The organism is Foetidibacter luteolus, from assembly GCF_009650435.1.
Taxonomy (GTDB): Bacteria; Bacteroidota; Bacteroidia; order Chitinophagales; family Chitinophagaceae; genus Foetidibacter; species Foetidibacter luteolus.
Window position 1 is genome coordinate 71116 of the sequence record NZ_VVIP01000020.1, and the last position, 24711, is coordinate 95826.

The following is a 24711-nucleotide window of genomic DNA, read 5'->3' on the forward strand; positions in this document are numbered from 1 at the left end:
TATCAGAATGATTATAAATGTTACAGGGCAGGATAAGTGTAGTAACTAATTTTTATGCTGACGGAATTGATTTCTACCAGGTGGGCTGCCGAGTATTGCTCCGGACGTACAAGTGAGTGACACAACCAAAGCCCAATAGCAGTAACACAGCTAAGCCCCAAAACTTCTTTATCCAAAAAATTAGTAGAATCAACAAATCAACGGTACAAAGTTACCGCAAGGCAAAAAAGGCCGGATTGCGATTGCGGAAATATCTTTACCACCACGTTGCATTTAGCAGGGTTTTATAAAAGCTTTACAATTCAGTACGTTTGCAGCATGGTGATTGAATATGCCTTACCGGATATAAACAACGCTGCCCAACAATTATGGGGGGCGGCAAAAAACTATAGAATTTGGGCCTTGCACGGGCAAATGGGCAATGGCAAAACAACCCTGGTACACGCCCTGTGCGAAACCCTGCAGGTAACAGATACCATCAGCAGCCCAACTTTCGCGATTATTAACGAATACCGCAGCCCCGTGGCGGGAACTATTTACCACATGGATTGGTACCGCATGAAAGACGAGGAAGAAGCCATACAGGCCGGCATTGACGACTGCCTGCAAAGCGGCAACTACTGCTTTGTAGAATGGCCTGAGAAAGCCGTGGGCCTGCTGCCGGACGAAACCCTGCACCTGCAACTTGACCTGCTTAACAACCAAACAAGACAAATACGCCTGATGTTATAAATTGAGTAACTTTAAGTACAACATCAGGGGAAACACAAACCACTCCAAACTACATGGCCACATCAAAACCAATTATCAGTCCGTCTATAAGCTACGAAACACTGGAAGAAACATTAGATATTAAACGCCAGGGCGCCAGCCTGCACATAGGCCTGCCCAAAGAAACCGCTTATAATGAAAACAGGGTGGCATTAATACCTGAAGCAGTAGGTGTTTTGGTAAATAATGGTCACGAAGTAATTATAGAAACCACCGCCGGCGAGGGCAGCAAATACACCGACAACGACTTTAGTGAAGCAGGCGCCAGGATAGCCTACGACAAAGAAGAAGTGTATAAAGCGCCCATTTTAATTAAAAGCGCACCGGTAATGGATGACGACCTGCCTTTTCTGCAGCTTAACCAAACCATTATATCCCCCATTCATCTCTCTGTGCTTAAAAAGCAGTTTATAGAAAAGATGATTGAAAAGCGGGTAACAGCGCTGGGCTTTGAAAACCTGAAAGATGACAGCGGTACCTACCCCATAGTACGCAGCATGAGCGAAATTGCCGGCAGCGCCGTAATGCTTATTGCCGGCCAGTACCTGGGCAGCGCCAATAATGGTAAAGGTGTGCTGTTGGGCGGCATTAGCGGCATACCGCCTACAAAAGTTATTATTATCGGGGCCGGGGTAGTTGGCGAGTTTGCCACAAGAACAGCGCTGGCTTTGGGCGCATCCGTAAAAGTGTTCGACAACAATGTGTACCGCCTTAAACGCCTGCAAAACAACCTGGGCGTTAGGGTATGGACCAGCGTTATAGAGCCTAAAATACTTGCCAAGCAATTAAAAACCTGCGAAGTGGCCGTTGGCGCCCTTACCAACGAAAGCGGCCGCAGCCCCATAGTGGTATCAGAAGAAATGGTGATGGCTATGCGCCCCGGCAGCGTTATTATTGATGTAAGCATAGACCGCGGCGGCTGTTTTGAAACCAGCGAAGTAACCCGCCACGAAGCCCCCACTTTTGAAAAACACGGCGTAATACATTACTGCGTGCCCAATATACCCAGTGGCTTTGCCCGCACGGCCAGCCATGCCATAAGCAATGTACTGATGCCTCTGCTGCTGGATGCCAGCGACGAAGGCGGCATTGACGAAATGGTATGGCACAATTTTAACCTGCGCCATGGCATTTACATGTATAAAGGCCATCTTACCAATTTTTATATCAGCCAGCGGTTTGATTTAAAATATACCGATTTGAATTTGCTGATTGCCAGCAGAAGGTAAGTCCCTTCTCTAAAGCGAGTGTTTAAAAGCAGGAAGAAGATTTTTATGGGCCCGGCAGCAGGAATAAGAATGAGGCTTCCGTTGCGTCGCACTCTTGTACGTTCTGTTCGCTATGAGGCTTTTACCACCAGGTAGCCATTGTTTCTGCCGCCTTCGGCGCCAGAAACTTAGTATAGCATCCGGCAACGCAAAAGAACAGAGAGGCTTGTGTAAATTTTTGTGCCTGCCAAAAAACAAAAAAGGGACTGCATAGAAATGCTTCCCCGTTTTAGTCCAATATCCTATGAAAAACCTACGGCAAAACTATAACCGGTTATATGGTATAACAATGTGATAAATCACCAAGGTTTCAATATTTATCCCGGCCCGTACAAACACTGCCCGGCATTTTTACGTTAATGTTACAGGAAAACAAAATTTTTATAATGGCGCAACGTTTTAACCGTAAATAATATCATTGTACTTAAACCTTAACGGGTATGAAAAAGCTGGCTGTTTATATACTACTAACATTAACTCTTGGCTGGGTTGCCTGCAGTAAAGATGAAACTAATCCTACCGCACCTGCCCCGGGCGTTACCGGAACCTGGAAATATACCGGGTACAGCGGTGGAATAGCGGGGCGGCCATTTACAGAGCAGGATACGGTAACTTATTTTATCCAGTTCGATCAATCAAGATATACTTCCATCAGAAACGGCATACAGGGATGCGGCACTTACAGTTTTGAAAAAGACAGTGCCGGCTCTGAAGTGCGCCTGGGGCTGTTACGGCTTTCTGGAGAGGCTGGTGCGGAAGATTTTGACGTTTACCGCCGTAACGATACCCTCTCGCTTTACCCGCACAATATGGCAGATGCATTCTCTTATCACTTCAGCTATTCTTTAAAGCAGTTTGACTGGTGTGCAGATGATGTGAAGTAAAAGCACCGATCAGCGGCAGTTTGTTTAAAACTTTCCAAAGAAGTTAGTTATATCAAAATAGATATCTTTTTGTTGCCCTTCCGCTGTTTTAATGCTAAGCACATCATAAGATTTTTTATCCCGGTGCTGTAAGGTTTGTTTTACCATTGAATACCCGGGGTAATGTTCCCGCAGCCATTCATATTCTTTTGCCACGCCTTGTATCTCGCCGCCGGCGTTTATTATAACGGCTGTTTCATAAGATAAACCATCACCACCGCTAACAGTAGCAGGTTCATTTTTTCCAGCCGTTGCACTGCTGGTTATACCTGTTGTGGATTTCCTGGAAGATGTACAGGATACGACGCCGGCAAACATGGCCAGAAGGAGGATATATTTTTTCATATTTCGGGTTTTATACGGGATGCGCAGGCTACGTTAATTGCACAATGTTTACAAAAAATAGTAATGATTATTAAAAAGCTTCCGCGGTTAACGGAAGCTTTTTAATAATCACATTGCCTGCGTATGCTTAAGCCTGCGGGTTATCGTTATTGCTAACGGGTTCAACTGCCACAGTTTCTTAAGGGCGGCCACGGCCGGTAAGCCATTTTCTGACAGCGTAGAATATAGCGATAATGCCCATCACGATAAATTTGCCAAACTTGGCTATTATCGCGAACAAACCGGCTTTTGCCAACACTTTGCCCGCAACCAGGCCACCAATGGTGTACACAGCAATTTTATCTGTGCTGGAGTTAAAATCAGCATACCTGTTGCCGTCTGTAAAAGATGCCATGGCCAGCACTTTATCAATGTCTTTTTTAACCAACGGTAGCCCGCTCATGGATGAAACCGCGTTAAGGGAAAGTACACCCTTGCGGCCCAGAACCCTTACATCGTAGTTAAGCGTATGGTTTTCGTTATCGCCAAACTGGAGGTCTTTAGCCCAATGCAGCACTTTCTTTTTTTCATCGTAAAAAGGCTTTTGCGCCCAGCCGGCAAAATGGATGGGTTCGTAACCCATCTGCGCTCTTTCCTTGTTTTGTTCAGGCTCTTCTTTTTGTTCGTCTTTCAGCATCTTGTCGTAGTCTATGTCTTTGGCATCATCGTCTTTTACATAGCCCATGTCATCGAATGAAACAATAAAAGCATAAGAGCTATCGTCCAGTGGAGAAGAAGTGGCCGGTAAAATCATGCCCAGGATATCATCCCTCTTAGGGTTGCCCCAAATATCATGCACTACAAACTGTGTTTGCTCAGCGTTAAGAAACTTAAACCCGGCAGGAACATTCAGTTCCGCATGGTCTCCCTTCAGGGAAATTTTGCCGGTTTGGTATTTAAGGGCACTGGCCACCGAGTCAGAAAATTTCTCGTAAGCTGCAATTTCCGCGGCAACGGAATCAATCTCCGCAACGGCCTCAGCTTTCTTTTTCTTGTCTTTTTCGGCAAATGTGGTTAGTGCCAGTAACAGGCACAGGGGAAGGAACAGCAGTTTCTTCATGGTTTAAGGTTTTTTGTTAAGCCGCAAAAATGCTGTTTATATTTTAAAAGCGTTACAGCTTATAAAAATTTAATCAAAATCTAAACAATAAAGGCCGGAAAAATCCGGCCCTCTCGTTGCATTCGTATATCGCGTTCATCTACAAAACATAAAATTGCAATGCCTGCTGTTCCGTTTGTTCCGGCAGTTCCTGGTCTTTCAGCATTTGTCTCAGGTCTCTTTCTATGGTGTTGGATATTGCGGTCATAGGGGTATCGGTTGGCTTATTTTCAAACGGGTCCTGCAGGTGTATGGCCATTTTTTCTATCAGCAAAAAGCAGGAAGCTATGGCCACTACAACCGGCACTTCCATAAACCCAAAGTACTGTATAACTCCAAAGGGCAGCAAGCCAATGAAAAGCAGTAATGAAAAATGTATGTATTGGCTATAAGTAACCGGGAAAACGGTGTTTTTAATACGTTCGCATTTGCCCATAGAATCGCAGAGGCGGCTTAGCGTCCTGTCAAGTTCCACCTGTTGAAACTGGTTGATCCAGCCCATCTCCAGCGCCTTGTTAAGGTCACGTGCATGCAGCTCCAGCAAGGCTGCAGGTACATTGGTATAATGCGATACAAACTCCTGCTCCTTGCGGCTTATAAACCTGTCAAGCCCCTCCCTGGAGTTTAGGCCGCGCAGGTTTTTACCCAGGCTGTAACACCAGGCCATCTGCCTTTTTACAAACCTTTCCCGCATGTGCTGTATTGCGTCTCCTTCATATTCCACTTCGGTAAAGCAAAGTATTTGGCGGGTTAAGGTCCTGGAATCATTAACTATCGCACCCCATATATGGCGTGCTTCCCACCAACGGTCGTATGCCTGGTTGCTTCTAAAGCCCAGCAGCAGCGATATAACCGTTCCCAGTATGGCAGGTACCGCCAGCGGTATGGATATCCTGGTAAAGTGAAAGTTATTGTACAGCAGTACAATAGCAACCGCATACAAAGTAATAAACAGTACTTCGTAGCGTATCTTTCCAAACACATATCTAAATGGTATATTCTCTTTTAGCAACATACTGTTATTCTTTAAATGGGTGAGTGTTTATTTCTTGCGCGATAAGCGTTTAAAATATTTCAGCCGGTAACTGAAATGTAATACCAGCTACATCTGTGTAAAGCTGAATGATTCTTTTTTCTGCGCATCAACTACAGAAACCTTGCCTTCCGCACGTTCAAATGTGCTGAGCAGTTGAAGGCCTGATTTTTTTAATATGGAAACAGGGTTCATGCTGTACTTGTGAGGCAGTTGCAGGCGCAATTCTTCCGGCAATACAATAAGACTGATGTTGTTAGCATCGGCAAAATTTTTAAATACCCTTACTGTATTTCCGTACATGTATTTAACACAAACTGAATTGATGGTTTCAAAGTAAAGGTTCTTTACTTTCTTGCATTGATTGCGGAAGTCATCAGAAACTAACCCGGAATAAATTTTTTCGCGGCCTATAAACATTAAGTCAATAATGCTGTCCGGCAAATCAAAAGCGTGAAACAAAACAGCGTTGAATTTTTCACCTTTTAAAGCTTCGGCGGTTTTGTTAACCAGTTGCAGCGTTTCCAGCGTAAAGTCAGTTGGTATTAAAACATTTTTCATGATATAATTTTTTAGAGATGATGTGCCTGATAATTTATACAAAGCTGCTACGCCGCCATTAAAACCCGATAAGAGAGTAATTAGAGATAAATAAGAATGTTATTAGAAAAGAATTAGAGTAGTTTAGTTTTTAAGTGTATCAAAAAGGCTATAGTTAAACAATACCCGAACGTATTCAACAGTATTTATATACAATAGGAAAGAATAGCAATTTCATAAACAATCCTTTAACAATTGTATTAAATTAGTTTTACAAAAGCCGGTCACTATCTTTACCCATCTATCGGTTGGTTGCCATTGTTTTTGCCAACCCTTTTATCCACTTTAAACCGGAAGTTTAGTATGCGTACATTACAAGCCTGCGCCGCCCTGCTAACAGCAACTGTTCTGTTTGTTTCCTGCTCTAACAAGCCTGGTAGCGAAAGCAATGGAAAGGATAGCGTAACCGTTTGGCTGACAGACCCCGACAAAACCGTTCTCTTTCAGCAACAATCCTCACTGGCTTTTTCTGATAAAACGGACAGCGCTGTTATAGATATCAATGCCAGCCAAACCTACCAAACCATGGATGGATTTGGTTATTCATTAACCGGCGGCAGCGCCCTGCACCTGGCCAATATGGATGCAGCCAGCCGCGCTGCCCTGTTAAAAGAACTTTTTGCCACAGACGGTAACAATATTGGCGTCAGTTACCTGCGCATCAGCATTGGCGCATCCGACCTGGACTCCATTCCTTTTTCCTATAACGATTTGCCCAAAGGGCAAACTGATGTGAATATGGATAAGTTTAGCATTGAGCCCGATAAAAAGCACCTGATACCCGTTTTGAAAGAAATACTTGCTATTAACCCTGATATCAAGATACTCGGCTCTCCCTGGAGCCCGCCCACATGGATGAAAACAAACGACAGCACCAAGGGCGGCAGCCTTAAACCGCAATACCATGATGCTTATGCCAAATATTTTGTGAAGTACATACAAGCCATGAAAGGGGAAGGCATTACTATTGACGCGATAACCATTCAGAATGAACCTTTGCACCCGGGCAATAACCCCAGCCTGCTGATGTTACCTGAACAGCAGGCTGCATTTATTAAAACCAGCCTGGGCCCGGCATTTAAAAATGCGGGTATTGCAACTAAAATTATCTTGTACGATCATAATTGCGACAGGCCCGATTACCCCATCAGTATTTTAAATGACTCCGCTGCAAAACAGTATGTAGATGGCTCCGCTTTTCATTTGTATGGTGGCGAGGTTAGTGCTTTGTCTAAAGTGCATGATGCACACCCGGATAAAAACTTATACTTTACTGAACAGTGGATTGGCGCCCCGGGCAACCTTAAAGGCGACCTAAGCTGGCACATTAAAAACGTAGTTATCGGCACAGCCCTTAACTGGAGCAAGGTAGCACTGGAATGGAACCTTGCCGCCAACAGCGCATTAGAGCCACATACGCCCGGCGGCTGTACAGAATGCCTGGGGGCGGTTACTATAGACGGCAATACCGTTAAACGCAACCCCGCGTATTACATTATTGCCCATGCGTCAAAATTTGTGCGGCCAGGTTCTGTACGCCTTGCATCCACACAAACAGGCCAGTTGGCCAATGTAGCCTTTAAAACACCAGGCAACAAAACTGTAGTGCTGGTGTTAAATGAAGCGGCGGAACCCAAACAGTTTTCTATTAAAGCAGGGCATAAGATAATCAGCACATCATTAAACGGGGGCGCTGTGGCTACTTATGTTATACCTTAAATGCATTTGCAGGCAGGCTTTCTCATCAGCCCCTCAAGAATTGCAACAAGGTATGGTTTGCGTAGCTGTTGTAATACCTGCAGGTAGATAAAGACATTCAGGGCGCCCCCGAAGGGCCGGGCTATCCGTTACTACTCCGCCACAAGGCCGGCACACAAAACCTTCAGCGGGGTATCCACTGCTATCCCTGGCGCGGGGTGCAACATGCTGTTTTTTCGCTGACAAACGGTTTCGACACGCCCAACCTAACATTGGTTTCTTAACTAAATAACGTTGACTCCCCAATCTAAAATTGCAAAATAAACGCCGTGCCTTCTCCCAATACGGTCTGCACCTGTATGTTGCCTTTGTGCAGCATCATGATTTGTTTGCACAGGCTAAGGCCAATACCGCTGCCGCTTTTCTTGGTACTAAAGAAAGGAATAAAAATTTTGTCCAGCACTTCATCGGGTATGCCGCTGCCATTGTCAGATACTTTAATGGCTACCTTATTATTGTTGCCGCTAAGGCTGGCGGAGAGAATTATACGTGGTTCCGGCCTTTCTTTAACGGCTTCTGCCGCGTTTACCACCAGGTTTATCAATACCTGTTCCACCAGGTTTACATCGGCTTCTACAGTAAGCATAGGGTCTTTCAAAATAATTTCCAGCTCAATATTTTTCTGCAGCAGGGTGGGCTCCATTAACTGGTGCAGGTTTTCAAAAAGCTCGCTTACATATACTTTGCTCAGGTTAAGTTTTACAATCTTGTTCAGGTTGCGGTAGGTTTCTGCAAACTTAAGCAGGCCTTCGCTGCGGCGCTTGATGGTGTTAATACCAAGTTCCAGGTCTTCAAAGTTGCCCTGGTTTTCGTTAGATACATTGGGTTTTGCTATGGCCAGCAGGTTTTTCAGCGTATCAGCCAGCGACGAAATAGGCGCTACCGAGTTCATTATCTCATGCGTCATAACGCTCAGCAGCCGCTGCCAGGCCTTGCTTTCCGTTTCGTCCAGCGCCTCGTTTACGTTTTGAAAAGCCACCAGCTTGTATATGTGGCCCTGGGTTTGAAAAGCCGTAGCAGTAATAAGCGCCTTAAAAGTGTTTTTGTCTTTAATCAGGTTTACTATTTTGCTTTCCCCGTTTTTCAGGTGCCGTACTTCCTCGTACAGGTATTCATCCCTTTTCTGCAGCGATTCCAGCGTTTTCAGGTAGGGTATGCCCAGCATTCTCTTAAACGATTCGTTCAGCCAAACCACTTCACCTGTTTCCGCATCGTAACTAATAATGCCCGTATCTACCAGTTCCAGTATCTTTTGCAGGTATTGATACTGGGTTTCCTTTTCCCGGCTCATGGTTTTAAAGGTGGTATTAATATCATTAAACCCTTTGCGCAGCGGTTGCAGTTCCAGCGGTGCATGGTTTACATCAAAATAGCGGGAGAAGTCCCGGTAATGCACACTTTCCACAAACTGGCCCACTTCGTCCTGGGCTTTTTTGTTGAAGCGGTAAAAGTCAATCAACTGAAAAATAATTACCGGTACCAGGAACACTACATAAATCATCCAGCCCTTTACCACGCAGAATGAGGTTGCGGAAAGGGTGATAAACAGCAGCAATACCCGCATCAGTATCGTCCACTCGTAACGTTTTAATTGCATATAGGTAAATGGTGAAAGGTAATTGGTGAATTAATGGCGTAAGTTAAAAATAAAGATATTGCTTAAGTACAAACCTTGGGGTAGTTTTTGGTATAAAAGCTGCATTGGCAGGCTCTTATGTATTAGGAAGAGTGAATTTTTCAGGGGGTGCCCCCAAGCTATCGCAAGGGGTCGGGCTTTCCGCTCATACTCCGGCACAGACCAACCGCACAAGACCTTCACCGGGGTATCCGCTTCAATCCCTCACCCGAAAGCAGGTTGCCGGTTACAGGTTGTCGGTCTGTTAATTGTGTAAAAGTCCCATGTTTTTTTAGTTGATGAAGTGCAGGGGAAATTCTGAACCCGCCGCTAAACATTAAACTTTTGAACAAACGCACGTTAAACAGTTAAAGCCCCATCGGGGCGGCATGTTAGTAGACATGGCAAACCCCAGGTAAAAGAGCGCCGTAGGTGCGATACGTTAGGCGGGGAATAAACAGCGAAATGATTAATGAAGACATCACCCGGTGACACACCCTGAATAGCATGCCGCCTCTACGAGGCTTTACAAACAGGCGGTGACCGCTTGCTTGCTACTAACATGCCGCTCCTACGGAGCTTTGCGATTGAATGGCAATGCTTAATCGTAAGGTTACAGGAAAAGCAGTTACAGGATCGCCATCTACATTCTGTTATGTTCAGGAACATTTACATATCCGCGTAAAAACAATCACAAAGCGTTCCCCGGAAACGCAGGGCAATATCCCTGCCATGTTCTACCCATAAAGTGTTCCGCCGGAATACAGTTGTCCAATGCGCTTATTCCGCCTGGTACCACATGAAGCATTGAACCTTAAACAGCATTTTGCCCGCTGCCTGCAATATTTCTGGCGCCGGAGGCGGCAGAAACTTCTATCCGGGTCTGAAATGCCGCCCAATGAACAGAACGTACACGCTGTTGCGACGCAAGAGGCGATGCCATGAAAAACCATAGCCGGGTTCAATAAACCTGCTACTTATTTAACTCCCGGGCAATTTCTATTTTGCTGCGGCAGCGCTCAATATCGGCCTGGTAATCTTTGGTTTTTTCATTGTTCATAGAGTACAGTATGGCATGGCGCAACTGCTGTATGGCCGGCTCGTAATTGCCGTTGTATTCGTGCATAAGGGCAAGGCGGTAGTGTACCCAGCTTTTTTCTATGGTAGGCACCTGCATACATTTGTCAAGCAACCTTGCAAGGTCGTCAAAGCGCTGAAGGTCAATATAAAGGCTGGCCAGGTGAAAGTAGGGGTGGGGGTAGAGTGCATCGGCCTTAATGGCGGCCTTGAAATGCATTTCGGCCTTTTGGTAGTTGTCAAACTGCGTTTTAAATATCCAGCCGAGAGAATTATGGGCCGGCGCAAAATCTGGTTCCTCGTACAAAATGCTCTCATATTTCTGAAAAGCTTCATGGTAATTGCTGTTTCTTATGTCTGCCTCTGCTTCCAGGTAAATATGTTCGTGATTTGTTGTCATGCCAATAATTTAAATGTTCAAAAGTACAGGTGGTTTTAAGGTTTGCAGGCAAGCGGTGGATGAATGTTTTGAGTAATAATGCAGCAGCAATATAAAGATAATGCCGCACAGATTTTTGATAAAACAAAAAGAAGGCAGGCAGGGAAGGTTTGGGGCTTTGTACTTTTTGGCCCGGATTAATCTGCAGTCCCGGCTTTTCGCTGCAAGTCCTCACCCTCGTGCCTCGTGGTTGCGGGCAGAACTGCGTTCGCAAACTTCGCCAAACAACAATCAGTTGTTTTAGCTCGTTTGTGCTGCAATCCGGCAGCCATTGGGCGACATAATTGCTAGGGGCTTTGCCCGCAGGGGTAGCTTTGCAACGCTTACCTCAACCATTCTACTGGCAGATTACAACACCTGCCGTGGCATCCTCAGCTTGTTCACACCAACGGCGGCAGGGGGTATAATGCCTGAGGCAGTCCGGAGACTGCCTCTCATTTAAAATCCAAAGAGCCGCTGAATGCTAACTGTTTGGATAGCATCACTTTTTTATTTTTAACACAGTCTACCAAGAGTATTGGGAGAAAAAACGCTTCTCTCAACATTACATCGGCAGGTGATTACATGTCTCGAAACTTTGGGATTGCCTTTAGGGGCTTTTTGGGCTTATCAACACCAATGGCGGTAGGGCAAACTCCACGTCACATATTGAAGGCTATTGAGTAAGAATAACGAGTATGCATTATCCCAACAAATGGCTAAGCTTACAACTCTTTCCAATATTCAGATTTTGAATTATTCTGCTTTGATATTTCCACTTTTTTGTCATGGTTAATTACAACAAGGGTTCCTTCCTCAATTACATAAGCGCCCTTTTTATAGCACTCAATTTGAGTTTCAATACAAGCTGCCAAAGAATCAAAAACTGTCACCGGCCCAAGAAAATCCACAGCGGCTGGCGAATCCATAAATATCATTCCTTTTGTAGCTGAATTCTCATTTACATCTATCATAAACAAATCACCAATGCCAGAATCAAATATTACAAATAAATTCTCCTTCCATTGATAACGCATATCCATGCATTGCTTATAAACACTCATACACGTTTCAAGTGAAATGAATGATGCGAGAGGGAATATCCATGTCTCTAATTGCAATTTTTGTAACCCTTCGATGTTCGTTCCATTTCTCCATTTGAAAAGGTCAGCAGCCTCTACTGGTAGTGAGACGTCAAATTCCTTTACAATCGAATCTATACGTTCAGTATTAATCCCTTTGTTTAAATGGTTCACAACAGGTGATTTTGCATATTGCAAGACTTTAACGAACTCATCAAGCAATTTTTTCATAATTAAAAATAAATGTTACAAAGCTAGCACTCCAACTCCTTCAGTTAGTATAATTAATGCAGCAATCCCTATTCCAATTAATGCATTTCTTACAGCTGCGGGCATTGGCTTAGGTTGTTCATTTGCAGGTGCAGGTTTTTCTAAATTCTTTCTTAACTGTTTGTAAACCGGATCGTGGTCTCTTCTATCAATAGAATTATGATTCTTCTTCCATTGACCGTTCGGCAGTAACCAAAAGAATGGGGTATTAATTATGCTTGGAGCATCGTCTTTGCTAATAGGAACGACAATAAAACGATCATTAACATTTAATGCCATGCTTAATAAAGACAATTGAAACCGTTGAATATTTTGTTCCCAAACTGGTACATATCTTACAGATGCTTCTTCCCCACCCTCATTTGTAAAAGCAAATGGATACTCATCGGCTGATGAAAAAGGAGGTGCTGGAAATGCTTTTTTATACCAATTTGTCGCTATTGGTCGATTTTTATCACTTGTGCCTTTTGGTCCTTTGGATAAAACTTGTCCGTGTGAAAGTATAGCCTCCTTATCATGATAATATATCTCAGGAGTTATTGCTTCCCACACAGGCAAAATAGCCTTAATATCAAAATTGCCAGCCCCACCATAAATATCCTTTGCAGCCTGTGCCAGGTTATCCACTTCGTTTACATCAACGCTACGCCCGCTGGCCTCTAACCTGGTTGCGTTATTTTGAAGCACCCTGAATAAGTCTCGTGCTGCCTGCCCTTCAAGATGTGTGTCCATCCCTGTTGGGTCAGTAGAGTTTGTGGGGTTATTAAACACATAATGGTACGGGTTATGGCTCAAATAACTTTCCGCATGAGGGTCAACAGCATGAAAACGCATTAGCTGTGCATCATAAATACGTGCAGAATAATCATACAACTCCAATCCTGAACCGTCTAAAAACTCCCTGCTCTGTAATTCTTTACCGTTGTAGAGGTATTTATTCTCCATCTTTCCCGCCGACCGTGTACATATCGCTTTCATCTGCACACCAGCCGGATAGTAGTGGCTTTCCTCAATCAGTTTACCTCTTGTATGCGTAACCTGCAAATTGTCAAAGAACACATCTATGTTCTGCGTTTCGTTACTTACGTATATATACAGGTACCCATTCTTTGTTATCTCACGGTCTGTTGTACCCAAAGGCGTAAGTACGGTGTCCGCCCCTACCTGTTCAAAATAGCTGTTCCTGCCATCCTGCGTTATCACAGGTTTCAGTTGTTCATCCAGCAGCACAACATTCAGCCAGGCTTTTGGCTTGCTGGTTATATTACCACTATCCCGGCTGTTCAAAAAGCCTGTTACCTGCGGGTTCAATATAGTACTGTTCAACTGCGTTGCTCCCACTTTTCCAGCCGAAGCACCCGGCACGCCCTGTGTTAGTGCCAATACAACATCCGTAAGAGGGCTCGCCGGCGTTCCGGGTGCGGCGCCATTCTTCCGGTACCAGCTACTTACCCTTACACTTACTTTGTCACCACTCATTACCTTCAACAGGGTGCTCGTACCAATTTTCACCGCGTTGCCTTTCAGCTTTTGCACCCAGTTATTAGTCGCGGTATATGTATCATTGGGATAACCGGGGATGCCGGACCTGGCTACCCTGCCACTATCCACCCGGTCATAATAAAGCCTTTCTGTTGGCAATGGTGTTGTTTCCAAAGATGCTACAGGGTACATGTCCCGTTGTAACTCGTCGGTGAGCACCACCCGCACATTACCCAAATGGTCTCTTTCAAAATAGTCATAATACATGGTATCCGTAGCGCCTGGCCGCTTCGGCCTTATGCGGCCTTCCTCATGCGCCACAAACTGCAGCGTGTCATTGCTGTAGGTAAACAGGCCCAGGTAGTCAGTGCGGGTAACCCTGGCTGGCGAAACTGTGTTATCCGTAACTGTTTTACGCAGCTTGGTACCGGCAGCATCATAGGAATATTCAATGGCTCCTTTGCCGGTAATCGTTATAGAATCCGGCAGGTTCAGGTAATTGTAGTGTATATCCGCAATCGCCTTGTTGTTATCCCTGGTAAGGTTGCCATTGCCATCATACAAATAGTCCTGGCTGGTATTGTTCGTTGTTTCCTTAAAGTCGCCCAGGGTACTGTTCGTATCGTTGGCTTTATCCGTTACATAATTCAACTTATTGGTTTGGTTTAGGTAACCATACACCAGGCTGTCAATAATTGATGAGCTGTTCAATTTTAAACCAAACTGTGTCATCTTGATAATGTTGCCATTGGCGTCATAGCTCATGCTCCGCAGCGAAAAATCAATGCCTGCGCTGGTATTCCAGGCGCTCCCCGTATATTGGGTAAAATCTGCTTCCAGTAACCTGTTTACATTGTCATAGCCAAACCCGTAGGCCCGCTGTTCGCCATCGCCCCGGCTGCGCCATTTTATACCTGCTATATTACCATTCACCTGTGTGCCGCTAAAACCAAAATCGTAACTAAGCTCCGTACCAAACCAACCCGTGCCGCCAGCCTCGTTTCTCGCATAGGCTTTGTTGATACCCCTTATCCAGCCCCTTACATTGTAGTCGTATACAATAGAATCCAAGGGGGTGGTAGTATAACTGTCCTGGCTGCTGCTGTTCCGTTCACGTCCCAGGTTTTTCTGTTTCAGCCTGCCCAGCTCATCATATATGTTTTCCACTGTCCGCACTTCGGTGCTGTTACCCGCTTTCTTATAAACATTTAGTAACCGGCCCGCGGCATCATATTCCATTTTGGTAAGCGCCCGGTATTGCTGGCCATTACTGCCCGCTTTCTGGTGGCATACGAGGCTGCGTAAAAGCTGGCCGTTAAAGCCATACTGATTGGTGATGGTATCGCGACCGCCTGTGTGGTTTTTGCTGTGCAACTGTAACAGCCTGCCGCGGTCATCATAAAAATTCGCACTGAACAAAAAGCTGCCGCCGCCCAGGTTGGCCAGTTTGGTACCGGTAAGCATGCCGGTGGTCATGGTTGTGGCGGTTATCGCCTGGGGGTAGGGGGCTGTGGTATTGCTGGCTGAATAAAAATAATTAGAACCGGTAATGCCGTTTGCTGTAATGAGTGTGCTGCTCAGCCCGCTGCCGCTGGTGCCAACCCAATCGTAAGTGTCGTAAAATGTTTCTGTTAACACACTGTAGGTACCGGATGCCGGGGATGGGTAACTGGTACTGGCAGCCGCCAGGCCCTGGTGGTAGTCCCTGTCGCCGGAGGCAGTCCACAAGCCTGTCCTTACCGGCCGGTTCTGCGCATCGTAATCGGTGTACAGCCATTTGCCATCCAACCTTTGGGCGCTGTCCTGCGTCATCACCAGCCTGTCCCTCGCATCATATACCATATAGATATCCCCCGATCCGGGCACTTTTTTATTGACAAGCCTTCCTTCCGCATCATAGAAATATTTAAAACACCATTCTGCCCTGATAGTGGGGTTTAACCCCCAGTTATTGGCAGCCGCATGTTCCACAGCCCTTGGCTGTAGTACATAACGCAGCCTGTCAAATACATCGTACACATAATAGGTGCATAGCCAGCCCTTATAGCCATTATACAGGGTGTCGTTTAGCTGTACTTTTTTTAGTATCAATTTACCAGACCTGTCCTTGTATTCCATAGCCTTGTTCTCATGCTCATCTGTTGTTACAATTACCGCCAGTGTCCCTGGTTCATAACTGCCAATGACATTTGGCGTGCTGGTAGTTGCCGTTCCGATGGTCCATACCTTAACGGAATCCAGTTCTGTATTGAATGTGTAATCCATCCGAACGCCACGGTTGCTGCCTGTCCAGCTTCTGCCGGGCTGCGTAGTTTTTAGTGGCCTGCTGTCTGGCGAGGCTTCGTAAAACGTGTTGCTGTAAAAAAAGTCTTCCGCGGTGCCTCCATTCAACCCAGCATAAAAGGCCTGCTGCATAAAGGCTGAGTTGGTTTTAAGGTTGCCGGTTGTGGTGGTATCAACGTAAGGGAGGAATTGCTGCACCTGCCGGCCCAGCAGGTCGTAATTAACCACGCTGGTCAGGTCTTTTTCGCCAGGCGTTTCCTTTCTTGCCACGGTCTGTATCTCCCGGCCAAAATCGTCCAGGTAGCTGGTCACCTGCCTGAAGTCATCAGCGGCGGTAAGCGACTTGGCAGTGGTAACTGAGGTTATGCCAGGCTTCTCAATATCCCAGGTACGTACATAGTTTACTTTGGAAGAATTGATAGAGGGGAATATGTAGCCGTTAACTGGTATGGCGGAAATGCCCGGGTCGGATGTGGCTTGTGTGGCAGTGGTGGGGGTGTTAACCGCGCCCAACCCAGGCACTACTTTTACTTTAATAGCATTAAAACTGCCCATCGCCACAGAATAATCACTCTGCGGGCCATTGCTTGCAAGCCGGCGGTAATAGGTGGTTTTATTCAAGGTGCCGGTTGCGTAGTTTTGTGTAGTTCCATTGGTACAGTTAACCCATTTAACCTCATCATAACTTTGCTGCCACTGGTAGCTGTAAGTTGCCACCGTACCACCATTGGCTGCCGTACCCGTTAACACCGGAGAGGCGCCTGTATTAATAACCAGGGTGTACGGGCTGATAACCCCGGGATCAAATAGCACGGTTTTTACTTTTACCTGTAAACTGTTGGTGTTACGCGTAGTATTCCCATTGGTCACCATCCGCCTGAACCATGTCGACTGGGTAAGTTTATCTGGCTGGTAATCCTTGCCCTGGCCATTATTCTCAATGTTCGCAAAGTTTACATTATCGTACGAGTATTGCCACTGATACGCATAGTTGGTATCTATCCCCCCGGTTGGAATGGAACCGGTAATAGTTCCGGGTGAGGTATTCCAGGCAATAGAGTCTGTACCGGCTTTTGTAATGCTACCCGGGTTAAAATAAGTGTATATCACTACGTTGGTAGTATCAGAATATTTTGTTTCAGATCCGCAGTTAACCCTTCTCCTGTAATACATATCCTGTGCAGGCGCAACATTCGCTGAAATTCCTGCCCCGTTTGAGACGTTATAAAAGCTGGTACCGTTAGAGGAATATTCCCATTGGTAAGTAAAATTGCCCATACAGGCACCTCCTATCGCAGCCCCGGGCCAGGTTTCTAAAGCAAGGCTGCTGCCATTTTCAAGATATTGAACGGGTTTGTTGATCCTCCCTGGGTCAAGCGGCAGGTTCTGCACATACACCTGTACATAGTAGTTGGTACCGTTGCTATTAAGGGTTATGGTATTGGTACCGGTGTTGCTCCATTTAACCACAAAGCTGCCAACGCCCTGGTAACCGCTCAATACTTCACCCGCACCCAAAGGAAGGCTCCAGGTATAATTCCATGGATTTCCACCAGTATAATAGTAAGTAGCTGTTTGCCCTTTCCAGCAATTAACCGGTCCGCTGATAACACTCGTTTGCGATGCTATGGTTGCTACATTACTGTAACCCGTTGTTGCCCCGGGGGATGATACCTGGAGCCGGTAATAGCTCGTTGTGGCGGGCTGGTAGAGGCCGGGATTATAGGTGGGCGCAGTGGCGCCACTGATATTTGACCACCCGCCCGTACCTGTAGATGATTGCTGCCATTGGTAAGTAAAGCAATTTTCGGTGCACCCCGGCACGGAAGATGGCCCGGCACTTAACCCAATGGGCGCCTGGGTATATGAATTGGTTAACTGGTAAGCCGGCGAAACAGCGCCGGCGGTAACTTGCTGTGCAACAGTAGTACCGCAAATACTTATAAACAGTGTAAACACCAGCAATATCGCTTTCACCCGGGCTTGCATTAATTGAAATCTTTGTTTCATTGTATTGATTTGAAAAAACGGGGATATGGTTTAGTACTTTTTAGAATTGCCCATAGTGCTTTTTTAACACAACGGCGTTATTCATTCGTCTATTGGCCCGGCCTCGAAAGCCTCCCGTAATTGTATTCAAAAACCTTGATGATATTGCCGTCCTGATCTTTTACGTCAAGCAGCCGGTGTAATGCATCATATTCAAACCTGCTGATGGTGCTGTTAGGTGCGCATTGCGCAGCCAACCGCAGGTAATTGTCGTATGTGAAGGAAGTCATCTGCCCATCCGCTGGATACAACCGAAACTCGTCTACATAGCCACTTGTCCCTGTAAAAGATAAACTTGTGGCATCCGTAATTGTCAGGTGCTTGTAAGTCCAGCCGTTTAACATTCTTCCCGTTATAATGCTGCTTATAGTGCCGCCGCTGATATTAACCGTTGTTCCTGTTTTGTACCAGAATGAAACAGTATATTTTCTGGTAGAGGTAAGCCCGGTTTTAGTAAGGCCCGACGCTATAGCGTAAGCCTTGTTACCAGTTGGGGCCGTTGCATCTGTGACAATAGCGGCGCTGTTCAACGTCCAATTGCCTGTTTCCCCACTCTCAAAGCTGCTGTAAGCCACATCCTGGGAAGAGTATCCATTTTCTACAACAGCCATTGGGAGACCGGCCTGGTTATCCCAGATCAGCACCTGTGTTTTATCGCTTATAAGCTTCTGCTCTTTTATCCTTCCGGTTTCACCATCGTACCCATAGCTTGCCTTTTCCTTGAAATAACTGTTGGGGATAAGTGCACTGAACTGGCCATTAAGCTTTATACTTTCCCCTGCCTGGGCAGTATTGAGCGCCGTAGTTGTTTCGAGAGAGTAAAGTTTGAGGGGATTGATGAAGGTATCAGGGCTATTGGCGGCGAAATCTGAGTATTGGGTGATGGCGCCTCCGATCAGCCTGTTATTTTTCCATACCCGTTGTGCAACCGGCAGCAGCATATTCCTTGCTTTCATTTTGGCAATTACGCTGCCTGCACTGTTGGCATAGTCAAAAGCATAATAGTTTTTGGTAATAATGGAATCCCCCTGGCTGTTAACAGTGGTATCGGCTGTTTTGAGGGTATGATAGTCGCTTTCATAACCGTACCTGCTGGAAGTGCTGGTTGATTTGCCGTCCTTGTATTCAATTACCGTTTTTCCAACAGCGCGGGATATGCCTGTATGCAGCTTGTAATAGGTAAGCGCATCGTTATAAAGAATATCCGCCTGCGGGTTGCCATTATCTATCCTTGTAGCTGTACGGTACAATTTAAAACCCCGCATCCAATAGGTTTCGTTATGCTGTTGCCGGTATTCGTTGTGCTCGCTCCTGATAATATTTCCGGCAGAGTCGTAAGTGCTTACGTTGATTAACTGGCCCCGGCGCAAATCCGGCTGTTGTGGGGCAAAAGGGTAGAACATGTTGGCCATAAAGCCATCGTAGTATTGAAGGTTCTCCGGTGCAATATCGTTAAAATGCCCATTGCCATATATGCCTGTATTGGGGCCGTAATAAGAGTTGGGCGTGCCTTGCACACTCTGGTTCTCAGCAAAATTATACAGGCTTAACCGCGAAGTTGACCGGTATTCATCGGCCATATAGCCATACACTTTATACCCGCCTTCACCATTTGCCCCATATATCTCTGTTACAGTGGGGTAACCTATATGGTTGCCATTAAAATCCTGCAAGGGGACAACACTTTGGGATTGCTTGTAAAGGCTTCGTATTACATTCAGTTCAGCGAATGTGTAACCAACATAGGAAGGATACTCCGGGTACAAAAGGAAGTAATACTCATTATGGGGCTCCAGCAGGTACTGCGGTATACGGTACAGCACACCACCGGCGCCATAATCAAAACGTCTTGTTGAAGCCCTGCCCGTCACACTGTCCGTAACTGTTATTTTCTTTACCCTCAACCCGCCCACCATGTGATAAGGCCGTTGCATGTAGGAATAATGTGGCTCAAACTCAAATTCGGTGGTAACGCCAAGGGGGTCTTTTACAGACTTAATTGAATATGACTGCATAGAAGGCCAGGAGGGGTTCCTGTTGGCAAAAATACCTGTGAAGAATTTGCAGAGCGGGTGCTCTACCCGTGGGGTAAAACGGTCATTGGCATCACCGTTGTAATTATTGCTGTAACCCCAGTGGTCCTGGTCGTAACTTATCCTTCTTGGCAACTGGTAGGCTTCATTGTAAGTAAAAACGTGCGCTGGTTTGGCCAGGCTTGCATCCCCTGAGAATTCTTTTACTGATAAAAGCTTAAGCCTTTTGGTATCAGAAACATCATTATTCATCAGGGCAAGTATTCCTACCCAGGCATCCGTAGCTGTTGTTGATGTAAAATAACTGTACGAAAGAAGGTATTGCCGGATACACTGATTTTCCTTATTGAATATCTTAACTGAATCAAGCCTGTAGGGGTAAGGGTTGCCGGCATAAGAAACAACATCCTGCCTTTGGGTTTTTGCAATAAAACTTACCTGGTAGTTCTTCGTCCTGATACTGGTAAGCCTCAAGCCGGATACGCTTGTCCTTAATACTTTTGAGGGAGGGCCTCCCGGGTACGCCGAACAAGCCTGCGGCGAACTGTTGGCCCCGTTTACCTGGTCGTAAACAAAAGTTTCAGAGCCAAGGTCAAAATAGCCATACACTTCCGGCGTGTACTCAAAGTATACCGTATCCTTTGAGTTGGGATACACTATCCTGGTCAATTGCCAGTTGGATGGCCGCATGGTATTATCATCAGATACTTCATTACTGTAAACCCGGGTTACTTCGTTCATACTATTTTCTCCGAAATAATACTTCGTTCCATCGGGTGTAACAATTAACCACGACTGAAAATTGCCGCCTGAATAGTTGACTGAAATCTTAATATCCTGTTCAGAAAGTACCCTGGGCGTACGGTTTTCATCAAAAACAAATTTTCCTGAAAAGCCGTTAAAATTGAATGTGAACAGATCGGGTTCGCAGTCAACATTACCGGCGGCGGCCTGTTCCAGGAAGGATGCCCTTTGCTGGGCCGCTGTATTGGTAACAAATACGCCATTTACCGGGTATGGCAGCATCGGCATTTTGCGGATGCCGGAATCCAGAAAATAACCCCGGGGCATAGCCTGCTGGTTGGCAACACCTTCATCCGGGCCACCTTTGATAGTGCGTATAATCATTCCCGCACCTTGTAAAGACCATCCCAAACCCACCCACGAAGAGAGTTCTGAGACACGGATGCCGCTGGCATGGTAACTTAGTGAAACATTCAGGCTTGCTGCGCCATCTTTTAATTGGTATAAGGGAACGCTGATGTTGGGGGTTCCCGTATAGTAACCCACGGGGTAATCTACATACTTGCCTAATGAAGCCGCATTGGGGGCTGGTTGGGCATAATTGGAAAGGGCTTTGTAACCGGGGTTGGTTTGTGCATGCACCAAACAAATGGTACAAAAGAATACGGCAGGCATGAAAAGTTTTTTCATATCGTATGTTTCAGACTTTTTATTGTTGTTATAGTGCTCAGGATTTATAGTGTCCAGCCAACGCGAAATTTAAGGGCCTGCCCTCTTGGTGTTTGCAGTTGATGCAAAGCGTCATACAATAATTGCATTTTCCCTTCTTTCTTCTTTCCAATCCGGTACTTTTTTGTTATGCCAGCCAGCGCTGATTTTTGGTAGATGTCCAGGTTTTTTATCTGCCGGAAATTCTCAAACTCCTTTAGATAGTTGTATTCCAGCCCTGCACTCAACCAAAAACTCCCTTTAATCCTTGCATCACAATAACTGCGAAAACCAATACCCTGGTGGCTGAGGCTGATGTGGTTCCAGCCGCGGCCAAGCCCCATTTTATGCGCAATTCCGAAACCAGCAGAGATGTCCGAAGAAAACCGATAGCCTAAGGTTAATGCGATATCGGTTGTTGTTGGTGAAAAATTGGTGCTGCCGCTGGTTTGTAGATTGATGCCATATTCAATCCGTTTGAGGAAACTTTTGGTGCGTTGATCATTTTTCTTAAAATCCGGCTGTATATCGTCACTGTTACCACCACCGCCCGGTTTGGCCAGCTTATCTTTTAACTGGTTAAGCTGGCCTTGTGCCGCCTGTACCTGTTGTTGCAGCATTTGCCCGGGACCTCCCCCAGCCGCCGCCCCTCCGGCTCCAGTACCTCCCCCTGCCCCTCCAACGGAGGGAAGAGAAGAACCCAGTACCCGCTGTAACTGTTGCTGCACCTGGGCACGGGTTTGAAGGCCAGCGAGGCCTCCCCCGGCCCCTCCAACGAAGGGGAGAGAAGAACCTGGCAACCGGAACAACTGCGACAGGTAACTATTCTTTAGAAAAAATGATTTGAATGCGGGTATTTCCCGGATGGCGGCAATGGCTTTCTCTTCCAGCTTTTTGCGATCTTTAATTAACTCCCGGTATTCTTTCAGCCTTTCGCTGTAATAGAATACCTCCTTATTAAGGCCCTTTAGGTTTTTGGCCAAATCACTGTATTGAGACAGTTGGTCCTGCAACTGCTGCTGCCTTTGGCGAATAAAGTCTTTTATCTCGCTGGCTTTCTGCAGCTTGCCCTGTAATTCTTTTAGCTGGTTGCTAACCGCGGCTACCTTTTTCAGTTGGTCAGAAGGCAGGCCGGGTATCTTTTCCAGGTAGTTCATCGCCGTGCCTAACGAATCAAAATTCGGCATGTACTCCTTGAGGGGATTTGGGATGGATTTATCCAGCGGCGCCTGTAACTTGTTTTGCAGTTGCCGGTACTGTTCCTGTGTACCGCTGAACAGTACCGCTGCTTTGGCGCTGTCTTTGGCTGCCAGCTTTTTACGCAGCTTTTCTTCCTGTTTTTGCAGGCGGCGCAATAGTTTGGAAGACTGTTTATCTACAGATGAAGTAAGGCCGGCATATTTGCTGTTAATGGATGAGAGTGTTTTTGCAGAAACAGCTTCAACTGGCAGGCTGTCTGCCTGGCAAAAAGAAAGCACTGGTACCAACGCCAGGCATATAAAAAACAAGGTACGGGATAATGAAAGCATATTGATTTGGTATAAAAAGGGCATTCTTTTTTGGGTAACCCTGCTAAGATAAAAACAAAAAAGCTAAACATCAATACGTAGAACTACGCATTTTGTCTTCCTAAACTACGCTCTCCGGCTACCGGTACGGAGTTTTCGTTGCAATTGCAGCATACAAAAAGGCCCGGCTTTATGGCCGGGCCTTTGAGATTTTTCTGGTTTGTTGCTGCTGGTTCGCTCTACTCGGTTACATCACTTGGTTTTGTTCCGCCGTTGTCTTTTTCCCAGGGGTTGAATCACTTACATCGAAGCCCCAATCGCCCAGCTTCCTGGGAGATTTAGCGAATTTTGCCTTCAGCAGATCGCGGCTGCTTTTTACCACTCCGGCGATATCGCCCATCAGCTTATCCCTTTCTTCAATTGCTTTTTCAGCCTGCCGCCTGTAGCCCTCTGCTTCCATATGCTTTGCCTGTGCAAGCTGTAAGTTGGGGCCAATGGCATCCAGGTTGTAATCTTCCAGTTGCACCAGCGGGCTTCCGCCTCCGTCAGCAAGATGTTTGGAATAAATAGCATTTGCAAGCTTTAGTAAGTCCTCCACATTACGGGGCACGGTAAATTTTGCCATAGAAATTGGGTTTTTGAGTTTTTTAAAATGTTTATAACCCAAAATTATCCCGCAATAGGGGGTGTTTGCAATTATATACCCTTTAAAAGCGGTTTAAGAAACGCTCAAAAATAAAGCCCTTTATAAGCGGTTTTATGCACCCCGTCCTTCACCAGGGTTTGCAAAATATTCAATATCACAGGTGATAAAATTGTATCTAATGCAATTAATAATAAAGTTGTTTAGCAGGCGAATTTGTTAACAAAGTCTGTTTGGAAAATTGCATCATCTTTTTTGCAAAAAGCGGCAGCTTCCCGGTAGGCTTTGCAATACTAAGCTTGCCAACCGGCGATTGCCTTGCAGTTATTGGAAAATATATGGTAAGTGTTTACAGCGGCTTTGCAAACGTTAGCAATGGCACCGCAACAACCTGCAACAGCCTAGTAACTGTTGAAAACTGCTTTGTAAGTATTGCAAACTGAATTGTAAGTAGCTGCAACGGCATTGCAGCAGTTAACAATGGCACTGCAACGACTTACAACCCTCTTGTAACTATTGGAAACCGACTTGTAAGTATTGGAAACTGTATTGCAAGTAGCTGCAACGGTATTGTAACCGTTAACAATGGCACTGCAACAATTTACAACCCTCTTGTAACCGCTGAAAACTGTATTGTAAGTAGCTACAATGGCTTTGCAACTGGTAACAATAGCATTGGGGGCGATATACCGGTATCCATTTGATGTTTCCATCCTGTCTTTTCAGCGGGATCAGTTGCAGTGCAGCATGGAAAAAGCAATTCACTGCTTCCTCCCATGCGGTTAAAAAATTGGGGGATCTGGTCTCGAAAAAAGTAGATGGGAGTGTAATTTAAACTGTGTCAAGGTTATTTTTCACGTTCCTTTTTCCGGCCATGGCCGGAAAAAGGAACGTGAAAAATTTTTAGAAAATTGCGGCCATCCTCCCCTCGAACATAATGCTCAGTTGCTGTATGGTTAAGCT

The 24711-nt window shown here is 45.7% G+C and carries 15 protein-coding genes; 4 read left to right on the plus strand and 11 right to left on the minus strand.

Annotated elements, in window-relative coordinates:
- Positions 1-318: 318 nt before the first annotated feature.
- The 3 genes from tsaE to F0364_RS06120 all read left to right on the plus strand — a co-directional run bounded on the left by tsaE (position 319) and on the right by F0364_RS06120 (position 2923).
- Positions 319-732, plus strand: coding sequence for a tRNA (adenosine(37)-N6)-threonylcarbamoyltransferase complex ATPase subunit type 1 TsaE (gene tsaE, locus F0364_RS06110; RefSeq protein ID WP_153796881.1), 414 nt, complete (start codon positions 319-321; stop codon positions 730-732).
- Between the two features lie 53 nt (positions 733-785).
- Positions 786-2000, plus strand: a complete 1215-nt coding sequence (locus F0364_RS06115) for an alanine dehydrogenase (RefSeq protein WP_153796882.1) — start codon at positions 786-788, stop codon at positions 1998-2000.
- Positions 2001-2479: 479 nt separating this feature from the next.
- A complete protein-coding gene (locus tag F0364_RS06120; protein WP_153796883.1) occupies positions 2480-2923 on the plus strand; it encodes a hypothetical protein in 444 nt (147 codons plus the stop codon).
- Between the two features lie 24 nt (positions 2924-2947).
- Here F0364_RS06120 and F0364_RS06125 read toward each other — a convergent pair whose 3' ends face one another.
- The 4 genes from F0364_RS06125 to F0364_RS06140 all read right to left on the minus strand — a co-directional run bounded on the left by F0364_RS06125 (position 2948) and on the right by F0364_RS06140 (position 6039).
- The gene (locus F0364_RS06125; protein WP_153796884.1) at positions 2948-3307 is read right to left on the minus strand and encodes a hypothetical protein; all 360 of its coding nucleotides are present in this window, start codon (positions 3305-3307) and stop codon (positions 2948-2950) included.
- A 178-nt stretch (positions 3308-3485) separates the two neighbouring features.
- On the minus strand, positions 3486-4406 hold the full coding sequence (locus F0364_RS06130) for a DUF2167 domain-containing protein (RefSeq protein ID WP_153796885.1): 921 nt from the start codon (positions 4404-4406) through the stop codon (positions 3486-3488).
- 139 nt (positions 4407-4545) lie between these two features.
- Positions 4546-5460, minus strand: a complete 915-nt coding sequence (locus F0364_RS06135) for a bestrophin family protein (protein ID WP_153796886.1) — start codon at positions 5458-5460, stop codon at positions 4546-4548.
- 87 nt (positions 5461-5547) lie between these two features.
- Positions 5548-6039: a putative universal stress family protein gene (locus F0364_RS06140; RefSeq protein ID WP_153796887.1), complete on the minus strand. Its 492-nt coding sequence runs from the start codon at positions 6037-6039 to the stop codon at positions 5548-5550.
- Between the two features lie 342 nt (positions 6040-6381).
- On the opposite strand from F0364_RS06140, the gene F0364_RS06145 reads away from it, so the two are divergent.
- The gene (locus F0364_RS06145; RefSeq protein WP_153796888.1) at positions 6382-7797 is read left to right on the plus strand and encodes a glycoside hydrolase family 30 protein; all 1416 of its coding nucleotides are present in this window, start codon (positions 6382-6384) and stop codon (positions 7795-7797) included.
- A gap of 286 nt (positions 7798-8083) precedes the next feature.
- Here F0364_RS06145 and F0364_RS06150 read toward each other — a convergent pair whose 3' ends face one another.
- The 7 genes from F0364_RS06150 to F0364_RS06180 form a co-directional block, all read right to left on the minus strand.
- The gene (locus F0364_RS06150; RefSeq protein ID WP_153796889.1) at positions 8084-9433 is read right to left on the minus strand and encodes a sensor histidine kinase; all 1350 of its coding nucleotides are present in this window, start codon (positions 9431-9433) and stop codon (positions 8084-8086) included.
- Between the two features lie 991 nt (positions 9434-10424).
- Positions 10425-10928 (minus strand): hypothetical protein, encoded by a 504-nt coding sequence (locus F0364_RS06155; protein ID WP_153796890.1) that lies wholly within the window; start codon positions 10926-10928, stop codon positions 10425-10427.
- A gap of 743 nt (positions 10929-11671) precedes the next feature.
- Complete coding sequence (locus F0364_RS06160) at positions 11672-12259, minus strand: SMI1/KNR4 family protein (RefSeq protein WP_153796891.1); 588 nt, start codon at positions 12257-12259, stop codon at positions 11672-11674.
- A gap of 15 nt (positions 12260-12274) precedes the next feature.
- Positions 12275-18073: a DUF8696 domain-containing protein gene (locus F0364_RS28860; RefSeq protein ID WP_207632543.1), complete on the minus strand. Its 5799-nt coding sequence runs from the start codon at positions 18071-18073 to the stop codon at positions 12275-12277.
- Between the two features lie 89 nt (positions 18074-18162).
- A complete protein-coding gene (locus F0364_RS06170) occupies positions 18163-21579 on the minus strand; it encodes a hypothetical protein (RefSeq protein ID WP_153796892.1) in 3417 nt (1138 codons plus the stop codon).
- A gap of 44 nt (positions 21580-21623) precedes the next feature.
- On the minus strand, positions 21624-23126 hold the full coding sequence (locus tag F0364_RS06175; RefSeq protein WP_153796893.1) for a hypothetical protein: 1503 nt from the start codon (positions 23124-23126) through the stop codon (positions 21624-21626).
- A 226-nt stretch (positions 23127-23352) separates the two neighbouring features.
- Positions 23353-23730: a hypothetical protein gene (locus F0364_RS06180; RefSeq protein ID WP_153796894.1), complete on the minus strand. Its 378-nt coding sequence runs from the start codon at positions 23728-23730 to the stop codon at positions 23353-23355.
- Positions 23731-24711: the final 981 nt, after the last annotated feature.

Coding starts and splice junctions, on each gene's coding strand:
- F0364_RS06150 (WP_153796889.1), bottom strand. CDS start 9,433: ATGCAATTAAAACGTTACGAGTGGACGATACTGATGCGGGTATTGCTG.
- F0364_RS06140 (WP_153796887.1), bottom strand. CDS start 6,039: ATGAAAAATGTTTTAATACCAACTGACTTTACGCTGGAAACGCTGCAA.
- F0364_RS06175 (WP_153796893.1), bottom strand. CDS start 23,126: ATGCTTTCATTATCCCGTACCTTGTTTTTTATATGCCTGGCGTTGGTA.
- F0364_RS06115 (WP_153796882.1), top strand. CDS start 786: ATGGCCACATCAAAACCAATTATCAGTCCGTCTATAAGCTACGAAACA.
- F0364_RS06130 (WP_153796885.1), bottom strand. CDS start 4,406: ATGAAGAAACTGCTGTTCCTTCCCCTGTGCCTGTTACTGGCACTAACC.
- F0364_RS06155 (WP_153796890.1), bottom strand. CDS start 10,928: ATGACAACAAATCACGAACATATTTACCTGGAAGCAGAGGCAGACATA.
- tsaE (WP_153796881.1), top strand. CDS start 319: ATGGTGATTGAATATGCCTTACCGGATATAAACAACGCTGCCCAACAA.
- F0364_RS28860 (WP_207632543.1), bottom strand. CDS start 18,073: ATGAAACAAAGATTTCAATTAATGCAAGCCCGGGTGAAAGCGATATTG.
- F0364_RS06160 (WP_153796891.1), bottom strand. CDS start 12,259: ATGAAAAAATTGCTTGATGAGTTCGTTAAAGTCTTGCAATATGCAAAA.
- F0364_RS06135 (WP_153796886.1), bottom strand. CDS start 5,460: ATGTTGCTAAAAGAGAATATACCATTTAGATATGTGTTTGGAAAGATA.
- F0364_RS06145 (WP_153796888.1), top strand. CDS start 6,382: ATGCGTACATTACAAGCCTGCGCCGCCCTGCTAACAGCAACTGTTCTG.
- F0364_RS06120 (WP_153796883.1), top strand. CDS start 2,480: ATGAAAAAGCTGGCTGTTTATATACTACTAACATTAACTCTTGGCTGG.
- F0364_RS06170 (WP_153796892.1), bottom strand. CDS start 21,579: ATGAAAAAACTTTTCATGCCTGCCGTATTCTTTTGTACCATTTGTTTG.
- F0364_RS06180 (WP_153796894.1), bottom strand. CDS start 23,730: ATGGCAAAATTTACCGTGCCCCGTAATGTGGAGGACTTACTAAAGCTT.
- F0364_RS06125 (WP_153796884.1), bottom strand. CDS start 3,307: ATGAAAAAATATATCCTCCTTCTGGCCATGTTTGCCGGCGTCGTATCC.